Consider the following 13,546-nt stretch of genomic DNA (forward strand, 5'->3'; position numbering starts at 1 on the left):
AGCATTATTAATATCTGTCAATCCCTAACAAATCCAATCCCTTCATCCATGAGTTAACCGTTTATAAAAAAACCGGCAAGGAAGCCTCACCGGTTAGTTGGAATATCAGTTCTGTAACGCCAATCACTTACTGATATCCGCTCAGCTTTATTCAATGATAATCATTAACATAAAACCAGTTTAAATATGGAAATATTTCTCCATAAGAAAAAGTATATAGCTTATATTCTAAAAGCCAGCCTGATTTTTTCTTTTCTGCTGCTGTCTGTTTCCAACAAGCTTTTTGCCCAGGTAGAACCACCACCCCTGATTAATTCAAATTTACAGGGACTGGTCATTGATTCGGCCACCAAACAACCTTTACCGGGGGTAGTGGTTCGTATAAAAGGGGTTACACATTCGGTATCAACCGATGGTGAGGGTAAATTTGTTTTCGTTACCGGCCAAAAACTGCCTTATACCTTAATCTTAAGTTCGGTGGGTTACGAAACCAAAGAGCTGGTGGTTTCCACGAGTCCGGTAACGATCCGGTTAAAGGAAACCAATAGTCAGTTAAATGATGTTGTAGTGGTTGGCTATGGCAAACAAACCCGGAAATCACTAACAGGCGCGGTATCTACTATTGCTGTAGATGAAGTAAGAACAAAACCTACAGCCACATTTGCCGAACAATTACAGGGGAAAGCACCCGGTTTACAGGTAAGTACATCAACCGGGGTTCCGGGTGACGGGATGTTTATCCGAATCAGGGGAACAACCTCTATTAATGCCAGTAATGATCCTTTGTATGTAATTGACGGGGTTTATGTAAACAGCGGATCACTGCAACGCATTACCACTCAGGGCCAGGCAAATAATCCGTTGTCGGATATCAATCCGGATGATATTGAGAGTGTAACGGTGTTAAAAGATGCTGATGCGACGGCCATTTATGGTGCCAGGGCAGCCAACGGGGTAATTGTCATCACCACTAAACGTGGCAAATACAATACCGGGCCAAAGGTAAGCCTGAGCGCCTATGTAGGTACCGCAAAAACACCAAAATTATGGGATCTGGCTACGGGGCCGCAGCATGCAGAACTGGTAAACGAATTTTACCGAAATTCGAATGCAGATGCCATTGCAATTGCCGCCGCAAATGGAACAAACCCAGCTACCACTTATCGCTTTCAGCCTTTCAGAGCCTTAACGGATAACCCAACGGCATCTCCTGCACCACGCGGTTTGCCTCAGGATCAAAGTACTTACGATCGGTTAGGCAAAGCTTTCAGAACCGGATTTTTGCAAAATTATGATGTATCGGTGTCTGGCGGAAATGATAAGACCACCTATTATATTGGGGGTGGATTAAATAAGCAGGAGGCGACTTTAAAAACAAACGATTTTAGAAGGGGAAGTTTTAAAATTAACCTCGACCAGAAAATCGGCGATTTCACCACCATCGGTACCAGCAATATTTTAACGCAAACTTACCGTACCAATGCCCGTGTAGGCGATGGCCCACAGGGTGGAATTCTCCAGTCTGCATTGCATACCCCAACTTATTTACCTGAGGTTAACGCGGATGGAACTCCCGGAAAATGGGCCGGATTTGATAACCTGGATGTTTTGCTCGCAAATACCAATATGAATAGTACGAGTAACCGTTTAATCAGCAATGTTTATGGAGAGGTAAAAATTCTAAAAGACCTCACCTTCAAAACCAGCTGGAGCGTTGATTATAATCAGTATGATGAATACCAATACTGGAATAGCTTAACCAATTTAGGAATTGCCAACAGAAACCTCGGCACAAACAGTGTAAGTAACAATACCATCTGGACGAATGAGCAGACCTTAAACTATACCCATACTTTTGGTGATCATAGTTTTGGTGCATTAATCGGAAATTCACTTCAAGGTGCGGTAAGCAAACAGGTTTTAGCTCAGGGAACTAATTTTCCAAACGATTCGTTTCAGCAGATTGCTTCTGCCGCAACTACCACTTCATCAGCCTCTGAATCTAAATATACCTTATCCTCATTTTTCGCCAGGTTAAATTATAATTATGCTGGTAAATATTACGCGGTTTTTAGTGTTCGCGGTGATGGTTCTTCCCGTTTCGGTACCAATCATCAATGGGGATATTTTCCTTCTGCAGGTATTTCCTGGCGTATTAATAAAGAAAATTTCTTAAAAGATGTCGCGGTGATTTCTGATTTAAAATTAAGAGGAAGTATCGGGATTACCGGTAATCAGAATGGCATCAACGATTTCGCCTCACGCGGGTTATGGGGCGCTGGTGCGAACTACCAGGACAATCCTGGAACCATCGCCTCACAACTGGCTAACCCTGATTTAAAATGGGAAAGTACCCGCCAAACGAATATTGGTTTGGATTTGAGCCTGTTTAAAGATCGTTTAACCATCAGCGGTGATGTTTATGAAAAGTACACCAGTAATTTATTGCTTAACCTCCCGCTGGCATCAAGCAAGGGATTCTCATCCATATTAACCAATGCCGGCGAAATGAGCAACAAAGGTTTTGAATTTAATGTAAGCAGTGTAAACCTTGATCAGGCTTTTAAGTGGAGCACCAACTTCAACATCTCCAGAAACATCAATAAAATTGAGCAACTACCAACACCGGTAGTTGCTGCCTATGCCGCACAACGCATGGTACAGGGTTTATCGATGTATACCTTTTTTGTGTACAACCAATTATACGTAGATCCGCAAACGGGAAATGCGGTTTATGAAGATGCCGACAAAAACGGGGTGATCAATGCGAATGATATTGTTCCGGTAGGAAATGCGCTGCCAAAATTCAATGGAGGTTTAACCAATAATTTCAGTTATAAAGGCTTTGATTTATCGGTGTTCTTCAACTTCGTTTACGGAAATAAAGTTTACAATAATAACCACTACTTCCTGGAGGGTGGAGGAACCCGCGATGCCAACAGGGCAATGGATGTTTATCAGTTAGATCGCTGGCAACAGCCAGGCGATATCACAGATATGCCTCGACTTACTGCTTTTGGACAGAATTACACCATCAGCCCGACCAGCCGGAACATTGAAGATGGTTCATTTATCCGCTTAAGTAATGTTACGTTGGGCTACAACATTCCGAAAAGCATCACTAAAAAGATAAAAATGTCTGCCGTTCGCATTTATGCCAGCGGATCGAATCTGGCCTTGTGGACTAAGTACAAGGGGCCCGATCCAGAAATCAATGTGTCATCATCAGCAACTGTTTTGGGTTACGATCTGGGAACACCTCCCGTGCCCAGAACTTTTCAAATCGGCGCAAACATTACATTTTAATCCATGGTAACAATTATGAAAAAAGTAATTTATATCTTATTTCTCGTGGTATTGTTTACTTCCTGCAAAAAGTTTCTGGAGGTAGAACCACAACTTCAGGTGGATCAGGATCAGGCGATTATTAACGCAGGTTCCGCCACTACTGCAGCTAATGGTCTTTTTAACCTATTGGCCAGCAACGGTTATTATGGCTCTAACTTTCTGGCACTTTCCTATCTTTCTGCTGGCGATATTCAATGGTCCGGATCGCAGGCTGATCCGAATGAAATTACCAAACATTTAACCTCCGCAACCAATGGCTACGTACAGTCTGCATGGACGGCTATTTACAGAACCATTTCTCAGGCCAATTACATTATAGACAAAGTACCGGGCGTGGCCGATCCACAGTTTTCAACGGCTTTAAGAAACCAGTACCTGGGTGAAGCCTATTTTGTTCGGGCGCTGGCCTATTTTGACCTGGCAAGGGGCTGGGGTGGTGTTCAGTTAATTCTGAGACCCACCAATACTTCTTCAGATAATTCGGACATTCCAAGAAGCAGCCTAGCAGATACCTATGCGCAGGTGCTGAAAGATTTAAATGCTGCAGAAACTTTAGTGCCTGCTGTGGTAAACCGGAACCGCGTTTCTTTACGCACCGTTCAGGCATTGAAAGCCAGATTTTATCTGTACCAGAAAAATTGGGCTTTGGCTGAACAATTCGCCACCTTGGTTATTGGCGATAATGCGAACTATTCGTTGGTTACGACTTACAGTGCCTTTTTTGCAAACAATGTAGCCAGCACAAACGAATCAATTCTCGAACTGGCTTATACCACTTCAAATACCAATAACCACAGCAACTGGTGGCTGCCACCGGCTTTGGGCGGAAGAAGAGAATGGTCGCCAAATGATGCTCTGGTAGCACAATTGAATAATCCGGCTATAGGTGGCAACCGTAATGCTTTAATTGCCAGAACTGCTCCTCCTGGAAATTTATGGTATGGCAGATTATATTACCGCAACCCGTTGGGAACTGATCCTGCTTACCTGATCAGGGTTTCGGAACTTTATTTAATCCGCTCAGAAGCAAGGGCCTATCAGGGGAATTTTACCGGCGCAACAGCAGATTTGAATGCGGTGAGAAGCAGGGCAGGCCTGAGCGCCAGCACGGCTTCAACACTGGCAGAGATCTTACTGGCTTTGGAAAACGAGCGTCAGTTGGAATTTGCTTTTGAAGGCGACCGTTGGTTTAATCTTGTCCGCACCGATCGTGCACAAACAGTTCTGGCTTTGCCGGATAAGCACCTTTATCTTTTCCCGATTCCTTATAATGAAACATTGGTAGATCCCCAGCTTGGAGGAGCAAACCGTAACCCAGGTTATTAAGCTATGTTTATGAAAAAATTAACATTAACCGTTTTTGCTCTCGTTGCCACTGGTTTTTCGATCCTGGCACAGCCGTCGCCGATAACCATCAGAAAATCGGTTACCAGGCATGGGCCTGAAAAAGGAAGCCTGGTCATTATCGGAGGAAATGTAGGCTCACAGCGCGACATTTGGGAGAAGTTTACGGAACTGGCTGGCGGCAAGGATAAAGCGGTATTGGTAGTGGTTACCACAGCTACCGGCGATTCTGCGGCGTTTGACCAGAAAGGAGTTGAAGAGATAAAGCGACAAACCGGGATTAGAAATGTAACGCTTCTGCATACCAGCGATATTAAAGAGGCCAATAGTGAAAAGTTTATAGCGCCACTAAAAAAAGCCACTGCCGTTTATTTTGAAGGTGGCAGGCAATGGCGAATCGCCGATTCTTACCTCAATACCCTTACGCACCAGGCCTTTACAGATGTGCTGAGCCGTGGCGGCGTAATTGCGGGCAGTTCAGCGGGTGCGACCATTCTGGGCTCCTTTTTATGGCGGGGTGATACCAGGGGTGCACATATTTTAGTGGGCGATCATACGCAAGGTTTGGGTTTTCTTAAAAATTCTGCGATCGATCAGCATTTGCTGGTGAGAAACCGACAGTTTGACCTGGTAGATTTTATTCGTCAATCTCCTGAACTGATTGGTATAGGTTTAGATGAAGCCACTGCCGTATGGGTACGGCAAGATACCCTGCAGGTATTGGGCAAATCTTTCGTTGCCATTTATGATGATGCGCATATTATAAATAATAGCAACCAGCATGTAGCAAACGGCCGGGAAAATTTCCAGGCTTCAAGTGGTCCGTTTTTCTTTTTAAGAAACGGGCAGAAATATGATCTGGCTGCAAGAAAGGTGATTGTTGAATCTGCGAAAGCAAAAAAGTAGGATCAAAATGACGACTCAAACAAATAGCATCTCAGCAGGAAGGTGGACGGAAAGAGAAAAACTGATCTTCCGTTTCTTTTTTCTTTTCTTTATAATTCAGGCGTTGCCGTTAAGCATTGATTTTTTCAAAATCGTATTTGGTTTTAACTGGCTGTATATCTCTTATGGAAACATCTTCGACCTCACCCGTTTATCGGCGAAGTTTATACCGGGTTCGGATAGTCTGCTTAACTGGCTCATTGTTGCCGTAATCTCCTTAACAGGTACTGCTTTCTGGTCGCGATCTAAATATAAAGACGCTAATTATAACGAACTTTATTACTGGCTCAGGGTAGTGGTGAGGTATCGCCTGGCCATCGGCATTATCGGTTATGGCTTCATAAAGTTCTTCCCGATGCAGGCACCTTTTCCATCCATCAGTAACCTGAATACCAGTTACGGTGATTTTACCAACTGGAAACTTTTTTCAATGAGTTTAGGCATTGTGCCCGGTTATGAAACTTTTTTAGGGAGCGTTGAAATACTGGCTGGTCTGCTGCTTTTCTTCCGCAAAACCGCTACCGTTGGTGCGATTATTATTCTGGTTTTTACCGGGAATGTGTTCATCTCAAATCTGGCCTACAATGGCGGGGAATATGTTTATGCATTATACCTCATCAGCTTTGCGGTATTTGTGTTGTGGTTCGATGCCATCAGGATTTACAACCTCATTGCACTGGAGCGCCCCACCCAACCGAATGTTTTTAAACCATATTTCAACAGCAACATTAAACCTATCCGCCAGGCAGTAAAAGGCTTTATCATTTTCTTCTTTATTTTTTTCTATGGATTTAAAACCTATTCCGGCTCACACCGCGACCCTTATCAGTTCCCTAAAACGAAGGGTTTAGCCCGGGCTGCAGGTATTTATAATGTAACTGAGTTTAAAATCAATAACAGAGTTTTGCCTTACAACCCTGCCGATCCGGTGCGGTGGAAAGATGTGGTATTTGAAAAATGGGCCACAATCAGTATACGTTCCAACCGGCCGGTATTGATCGATTCTTTGAATGACGAGCGGATTTTTACACACGATAAGGAACGAAATTATGAGCTGGCCGGTAGTGGTGGCAGACATTATTATGCCTATCAGCTTGATACGATAAATCATTTGCTTCTGCTGGAGAATAAAAACTTTCATTACAAGGGGGAGCAGTTAACATTTAAATACAGCCGGCCAGATACGGCAACAATTATTTTAAAAGGGGTTAACGAAAAAAGGGATTCTCTGTATGTAGCGTTGAACCGGATAAATAAAAAATATCCCTTAAAAATGAGCCGCCGGAAAGCACTGAAACTTTAAATGGAGTATACTGTAAAATCAAAAAATCATGTCTGACCTTAGTAAAAACGAAATTCAAGATACCGCGGGTATTTCACCTTCAACGCTGAAACCCTGGTCGGCACTGAAGAAATTCGGATTCCGTGTGTTGTTCATCTTCCTGCTGGCCATGTGTATTCCATTTTCACCCAACTGGTATAAAAATGTTTTGACGCTGGATTGGTCTCGTCCGCATTACCGCGACCTTTATGATATCGCACGTTTTCAGCCGGGTTTCCTTTCCCTTTTTGGCGGTCAGCGGAACCGGGATATTACAGACTCTCCGAATGGGAATGCAGCTTCCGGAAAAGATAAAAAGAACACAGTCAAAATAGAAAATTCAGGAAAAAAAGCCACCGCAAACACGGTTGCACTGCCCGCAAAGAAAAGTTTCCTGGCCGATTATGCCGATTGGGGTGTTGCATTGTTCATCGGGCTGCTGGGTGGTGCCATCTGGTCTGTATTGGACCGGAAGCGAAAATCTTATCACGAGCTTTATTACTGGATTCGGGTGGTGGTACGCTACCGGGCCGGTATTGGAATTATTGGCTTCGGCTTCACCAAATTGTTTCCCACGCAAATGCCTTATCCATCTTTGGGTTTGCTGAACAGTAATTTTGGTGATTTTACCGCCCAAAAAATTTACTGGCTATCAGTTGGGATTGTGCCCTGGTACCAGGTTTTTGGCGGGGTAGTTGAAATTCTGGCGGGCGCGCTGTTGTTCTTCAGGAAAACGACCACTTTCGGAGCCATTTTGCTCATTGCCGCATTGGGCGACATCACTTTTGTAAATTATGCTTATGATGGGGGTGTGCATGTATATGCTTTTTATTTCGTGGTTCTCGGATTGTTTCTGCTGGCAGATGATATTCCAAAGCTATATAACTTACTCATACTGGAACGTTATACCGTACCTTTTCGGGTATATCCAAACCTGAGAAAACCAGCATGGAAATACACGCGGATTGGTTTAAAGGTGTTAACCTTCCTGATCTTTTTCGGGGTGATGACTTACACCGAGATCATCAATTTTAAATATGATCCCTATAAGCAACCCGCTACGGCAGGCGTCAAAAACCTCCGCGGAAACTATCGGGTAACGGAATTTAAAATAAACGGACAGGTGATTCCCTTTAATCCACTGGATTCTACCCGCTGGCAGGAAGCCACCTTCGAAAACTGGACTACACTTACTTTCAGGGTAAACCGGCCAGTGCTGATTGATCCTTCAAACGGAGGCGGTAGTCCGATGCGCGACATTCAGCGGACCTTCGAAATTAGTGGTGTGGCGGGCGGGCAACGTGCCTTTCATTACTATGCCGATACTATCGATAAGGTGCTGTACCTGCAGGATAAAAATGTGATGGCGCTTCGTGGTCAGGCTAAAAACGAAGCGGCAGCTGAAACTAAAAAACCGGATGAGTGGATTAGCAAAGCTGTCTGGGCACATATCGGGAACGAAAAAGAAATGATCGATCCGCGTGCATGGTCTACCCGGAGAGACCGGGAGTTTGCAGCGCAACCCAAGGAAATTAAAAGAAAAAGAATGGTGCTTCATTATGAGACCAAAGATGGATCTAAAGTGGTATTAAGCGGTTTAAATGAATATAATGATTCTGTTTCTATTGTTTTAAATCGCTACGACAGACCATATGTGTTACCCAAAAGTACCTTAAATGCAGGAAAGTATTAGGAGATGAAAAAGAGGTTACTATTCATATTTGGCTTTTTGTTTGGACTGATCCTGCTTTCCGTAAATGATACCTTTGTCGTTGCTCAAAAGCGGCAACCGTTTACAGATAGTTTAAAGAAGCCTGTAAAATTTGGTTTCGGCAGGCCGGCAACAGGTGCTGAGATTACCGCCTGGGATATTGATGTTCGCCCGGATGGAAAGGGATTGCCTGCCGGACAAGGTGATGTTAAAAAGGGGAAAGTAATTTATGATACGAAATGTGCGGTTTGCCATGGTTTAAACGGCCGCCAAACCGGAACGGTAAAATTAGCAGGTGGTGCTTTGGTGGGTGATACTTTGGCAACTGCCAAACCAAAAACCATCGGCAATTACTGGCCCTATGCCACCACTTTATTTGATTACATCAGGCGGGCCATGCCGTATAATCTTCCGGGTTCCTTAACCAATAACGAAGTTTACAGCTTAAGTGCTTACCTGCTAAATGCCAATAAAATTGTAGGTGCTGATGTGGTGCTGGATGCTAACAATCTTCCAAAAGTGGTGATGCCGGCTAAAAAACTTTTTATCATGGATGATCGCCGGGGAGGGGCAGAAATTAAATAATGGGAAAGAAAATAAAATTTGCTCCAGAAAAAAAACCGGGACACATGAGCAGGCGAACCCTGCTAGGTGGCATTCTGGCTGCTGCGGTATTACCGGTTGATGAGTTGTTCGCCCTGGAAAAGGATTCCTTTAATATACCCGAAGTAATCAATGACGACCCAACCAAAACACCCGGCCCGGGGCCAAGTCCTTTAGGTAAGCGATCGGGTTTCGAAAACCCTGTTCGGAAACCATCAGATATTTCTTCCCGTACACCCCTGCAGGATTTTCACAGTACCCTTACACCTTCCGATCTTCATTTTGAGCGGCACCACGCCGGTATTCCAGCAATTGATCCGCTTAAGCATGAATTATTGATTCACGGCCTGGTGGATCAACCAATGAAGTTCACGCTGGCAGAATTAAAGCGTTTTCCATCGGTTACGCGCATCTGTTTTATTGAGTGTGCCGGAAATTTCAGAACCGGGAAAGCAGAGATGACCCCTCAGGATATTTTGGGTTTGACCAGCCAGAGTGAATGGACGGGCGTACTATTATCAACAATCTTTAACGAAGTGGGAATCAAAGCCGGAGCCAAATGGTTTCTGGCAGAAGGGTCAGACGCGGCCGTGATGACGCGAACCATTCCGCTAGCCAAAGCCTGGGATGATGCGATGATTGTTTACGCCCAGAACGGAGAGGCCATCAGGCCGGAGCAGGGTTATCCGATTCGGTTGTTACTTCCCGGATTTGAAGGAAATATGAATATAAAATGGCTCAGAAGGATTGAATTATCCGAAGAACCTTACATGACTAGGGAAGAAACTTCAAAATATACGTATCCGGTACAGGATAAAATCAGAATGTTTAGCTTTGAGATGGATGCCCGCTCGATCATTACTTATCCTTCTTATCCGCAGCAGATTACAAAAGGATATGTGGAAATTCGTGGTCTGGCCTGGAGCGGGAGGGGAAAAGTGACACAGGTAGAAGTGAGCACCGATGACGGGAAAACCTGGGAAATGGCAAAATTACAGGAACCGGTTTTGAGCAAAGCCCATACTTATTTCAGATATTTATGGAACTGGGATGGTTCTCCGACAGCGATTTTAAGCCGGGTAACCGATGAAACAGGTTATTTACAGCCTACACTAAAACAATTGATTGAGGCAAGGGGGCCGAATATAAGTGGTTACCATATGAACCCGGTTACGGCCTGGCAGATTAGGGAAGATGGCTTTGTATTTTTTAAGCCGGAAAATTAGACGAAATAAAAATGAGTTTGGAAAAACGTGATTATGATGCAATAGTGGTGGGTTCTGGTCCGAACGGGTTAGCGGCGGCTATTTTAATGCAACAGCAGGGATTATCTGTTTTGATGATTGAAGGGAAAGATAAAATTGGTGGCGGCCTCGCTTCTGAAGAATTGACGCTGCCTGGCTTTGTACATGATGTTTGCTCAGCGATTCATCCAATGGCCGTGGCCTCGCCGTTTTTTAAAACCTTGCCTCTAAATGCACATGGCCTGGAGTTTATTTACCCAACACTTGCCGCCGCCCATCCTTTTGATGATGGCACGGCAGCAATTCTGGATCACTCGATTTCACATACCGCCAGTTTTTTGGGTGATGATGCCCGCACTTATGAAAAACTGATGACGTCTGTAACTTCAGATTGGCCGCTTATTGACAAAGATACACTCGGGCCACTGCGTTTTCCTTCACACCCGCTGGCCTTGGCCAGTTTTGGTTTAAAAGCCCTCACCAGTGGTACCTATTTTGCCAATCATTTTAAAGGGCAGGCGGCGCGCGGATTATTCGGTGGGATGGCCGCCCACGCCATTCAGCCGTTAAACAATTTAAGTACAACGGCAATCGGTTTGGTGCTGATGGCTACGGGGCATTTGAAAGGCTGGCCAATTCCGAAAGGAGGTTCTGTATCCATTGCAAATGCTTTGGCCAGTTACTTTCGCAGCATTGGAGGCAAGATTGAAACCGGAGACTTTGTTACCGATCTCTCCAAACTGCCTTCTGCCCATGCCATTCTTTTCGATGTAACGCCAAAACAATTGCTGAAAATTGCCGGGCATAAATTCTCAAATATTTACAAGTGGCAGCTGGAACGTTACCGCTATGGAATGGGGGTGTTTAAAATCGACTGGGCATTAGCTGAGCCTATCCCATTTAAAGCCGAGGCCTGTAGAACGGCAGGTACAATTCATCTCGGCAATACTTTTGAAGAAATAGCAGAAGGGGAGTTAATGACCAGTAAAGGCAGGCAGGCTGAAAAACCTTTTGTACTGCTCTCCCAGCAAAGTCTTTTTGATTCATCCCGTGCACCAGCCGGAAAACATACGGGCTGGGCATATTGTCATGTTCCAAATGGTTCCAAGCAAGATATGACTAGCATTATCGAAAACCAGGTAGAACGTTTTGCACCGGGTTTCAGGGATGTTATTCTGGCCAGAAATACCATGAATACCGAACAAATGGAAGCCCATAATCCGAATTATATTGGTGGCGATATTAATGGTGGGATTTTGGACATCAGACAGTTGTTTACCCGGCCGGTGCTGAAATGGTCGCCCTATAAAACTTCTGCAAAGGGACTATATATCTGTTCTTCCTCTACGCCACCTGGCGGAGGTGTGCATGGCATGTGCGGATACAATGCTGCGAAGGCCGCATTAAAAGATATTTTTAAAATTGAAATCAAATAAAATTCATAACAAAAAAATGATGTCAGTAGAGAATACAGCAACAGAAAACAGCGCTGCATTAAACGATGCGGGGATTACACCAGATAAGAAGACCTTTCTACAATCTTTAACGGAAGACTGGTGGGCCGTAATTTTGGGTTCCATTATCATTGCCACGGTTTTATTTTTAACCAATAGCGGCACAACCATCGCCTTACCTGCTTATAAATGGAGTGGAAGTGAAGCGTTGTTTAATACAATTTTATCTCCGGCGAATCTGCTGCTCATGTTGGAAACCGGGGTGATCTTTCTGGCACTGACCAGTATCGCCATTGCATTATCCGGCGGAAACGTTGCCCGGTTTGCCGCCGGCTTCAGTTTCATTTATCTCCTCGCCAATATCGCTTTCATTATTGGTGGAAACAAGACCGTATCTTATTACGGATTGGAATATGTGGTTTTTGCATTGCTCATTGGAATTTTGCTAGGCAATCTGATTAAACTCCCAACGTGGTTAAAGGAAGCCGTTCGCTCAGAGTTTTATATCAAAACCGGTCTGGTCATTTTAGGTACGACCATTTTATCTGCTGATTTAATTAAAGCAGGTTTACCCGGTATTATCCAGGCAGTGATTGTAGTGAGTGCCGTTTGGTTTTTCTCTTTATGGTTAAGCCGAAAATTAAAGGTAGACGATGAATTTGGAATTATCCTCGCATCTGCAGTGTCTATTTGCGGGGTTTCAGCAGCGATTGTAGCAGCTGGTGCAATAAACGGAGATAAGAAGAAATTATCGTATGTCACCACCCTGGTCTTAATTATGGCGATCCCGATGATGGTGATTTTACCCTGGGCGGTTCGGTACTTTCAAATCCCGGAAGTGATTGGGGGTGCCTGGCTTGGCGGAACTTTAGATACCACCGCAACGGTAACCGCAGCTGGCGATTTAGTCGGCCCGATTGCTGTAAAAGCTGGTGTGATTGCTAAGTTTTCGCAAAATGTGTTCATCGGTGTAGCGGCCTTTTTTATTGCCATCTGGTGGGCTTACAGAAAGCCTGCTAACTTAACTGGTGAAATTTCGGCTGTTAAAACCAAAAGCCCGGGACTTAAAATTGTTTGGGAACGCTTTCCAAAATTTGTGCTGGGATTTGTCGGCGCATCCTTAGTATTTTCATTTCTGCTTTCACCAGCAACGGCTAAAGGTGTAGGGCCAACACTGAACGGTTTACGTACCATCTGGTTTGCGATTGCCTTTATTTCCATCGGGATGGAAGCTAAATTTTCTTCATTGGTTAAATTGCAGGGAGGCAAGCCGGCGTTGACGTTTGTGGTCGCACAAATTTTCAATATTTTCTGGACTTTACTTTGGTCGTATATTTTGTTTGGAGGGTATTTATTTCCGATCCCGGATTTTAACTAGCTTATTCCTTCTTTTCTTATGCTCAAGGAGGGATGCCCGGAGGGTATGGTGGTTAAATAAGGATTCATCTTTTTAAATCTATTGGCTTGTTTTTTTGTCGTTTTTATTTGGTTGTCTGCTCTGGATTTTTGCTCTCTTATCCTTACGCCTTCCTCAGGCTCAACTCCACAAAAAAAGGTAGGATAACCTCAGTCATCC

At 44.3% G+C, this 13,546-nt stretch carries 9 protein-coding genes; all 9 read left to right on the top strand.

All coding sequences use genetic code 11. The annotated features are described in order from the left end of the window. Nucleotides 1-186: 186 nt before the first annotated feature. From OQ267_RS07035 to OQ267_RS07075, 9 genes are read left to right on the top strand one after another with little or no spacing between them, the layout of a single operon-like run. Nucleotides 187-3,306: a SusC/RagA family TonB-linked outer membrane protein gene (locus OQ267_RS07035; protein ID WP_265835368.1), complete on the top strand. Its 3,120-nt coding sequence runs from the start codon at nt 187-189 to the stop codon at nt 3,304-3,306. 15 nt (nt 3,307-3,321) lie between these two features. Beyond that, nucleotides 3,322-4,674 carry a RagB/SusD family nutrient uptake outer membrane protein gene (locus OQ267_RS07040; protein ID WP_265835369.1) on the top strand — a complete coding sequence of 451 codons (1,353 nt, stop codon included), beginning with the start codon at nt 3,322-3,324 and terminating at the stop codon, nt 4,672-4,674. A gap of 9 nt (nt 4,675-4,683) precedes the next feature. Beyond that, nucleotides 4,684-5,598, top strand: coding sequence for a cyanophycinase (locus OQ267_RS07045; protein WP_265835370.1), 915 nt, complete (start codon nt 4,684-4,686; stop codon nt 5,596-5,598). 7 nt (nt 5,599-5,605) lie between these two features. Next, nucleotides 5,606-6,940: a DoxX family protein gene (locus OQ267_RS07050; protein WP_265835371.1), complete on the top strand. Its 1,335-nt coding sequence runs from the start codon at nt 5,606-5,608 to the stop codon at nt 6,938-6,940. 28 nt (nt 6,941-6,968) lie between these two features. Continuing rightward, nucleotides 6,969-8,651, top strand: a complete 1,683-nt coding sequence (locus OQ267_RS07055; RefSeq protein ID WP_265835372.1) for a hypothetical protein — start codon at nt 6,969-6,971, stop codon at nt 8,649-8,651. Between the two features lie 3 nt (nt 8,652-8,654). Continuing rightward, a complete protein-coding gene (locus OQ267_RS07060; protein WP_265835373.1) occupies nt 8,655-9,254 on the top strand; it encodes a c-type cytochrome in 600 nt (199 codons plus the stop codon). Then, nucleotides 9,254-10,498, top strand: a complete 1,245-nt coding sequence (soxC, locus tag OQ267_RS07065; protein WP_265835374.1) for a sulfite dehydrogenase — start codon at nt 9,254-9,256, stop codon at nt 10,496-10,498. Before OQ267_RS07060 ends, soxC begins: the two co-directional genes overlap by 1 nt. A gap of 11 nt (nt 10,499-10,509) precedes the next feature. Next, complete coding sequence (locus OQ267_RS07070) at nt 10,510-11,952, top strand: phytoene desaturase family protein (RefSeq protein WP_265835375.1); 1,443 nt, start codon at nt 10,510-10,512, stop codon at nt 11,950-11,952. Between the two features lie 16 nt (nt 11,953-11,968). Then, the gene (locus OQ267_RS07075) at nt 11,969-13,348 is read left to right on the top strand and encodes a YeiH family protein (protein WP_265835376.1); all 1,380 of its coding nucleotides are present in this window, start codon (nt 11,969-11,971) and stop codon (nt 13,346-13,348) included. The last annotated feature ends 198 nt before the right edge of the window (nt 13,349-13,546 follow it).

This window comes from Pedobacter sp. MR22-3 (genome assembly GCF_026240075.1).
Lineage (GTDB): Bacteria > Bacteroidota > Bacteroidia > Sphingobacteriales > Sphingobacteriaceae > Pedobacter.

Coding starts and splice junctions, on each gene's coding strand:
- OQ267_RS07035 (WP_265835368.1), top strand. CDS start 187: ATGGAAATATTTCTCCATAAGAAAAAGTATATAGCTTATATTCTAAAA.
- OQ267_RS07040 (WP_265835369.1), top strand. CDS start 3,322: ATGAAAAAAGTAATTTATATCTTATTTCTCGTGGTATTGTTTACTTCC.
- OQ267_RS07045 (WP_265835370.1), top strand. CDS start 4,684: ATGAAAAAATTAACATTAACCGTTTTTGCTCTCGTTGCCACTGGTTTT.
- OQ267_RS07050 (WP_265835371.1), top strand. CDS start 5,606: ATGACGACTCAAACAAATAGCATCTCAGCAGGAAGGTGGACGGAAAGA.
- OQ267_RS07055 (WP_265835372.1), top strand. CDS start 6,969: ATGTCTGACCTTAGTAAAAACGAAATTCAAGATACCGCGGGTATTTCA.
- OQ267_RS07060 (WP_265835373.1), top strand. CDS start 8,655: ATGAAAAAGAGGTTACTATTCATATTTGGCTTTTTGTTTGGACTGATC.
- soxC (WP_265835374.1), top strand. CDS start 9,254: ATGGGAAAGAAAATAAAATTTGCTCCAGAAAAAAAACCGGGACACATG.
- OQ267_RS07070 (WP_265835375.1), top strand. CDS start 10,510: ATGAGTTTGGAAAAACGTGATTATGATGCAATAGTGGTGGGTTCTGGT.
- OQ267_RS07075 (WP_265835376.1), top strand. CDS start 11,969: ATGATGTCAGTAGAGAATACAGCAACAGAAAACAGCGCTGCATTAAAC.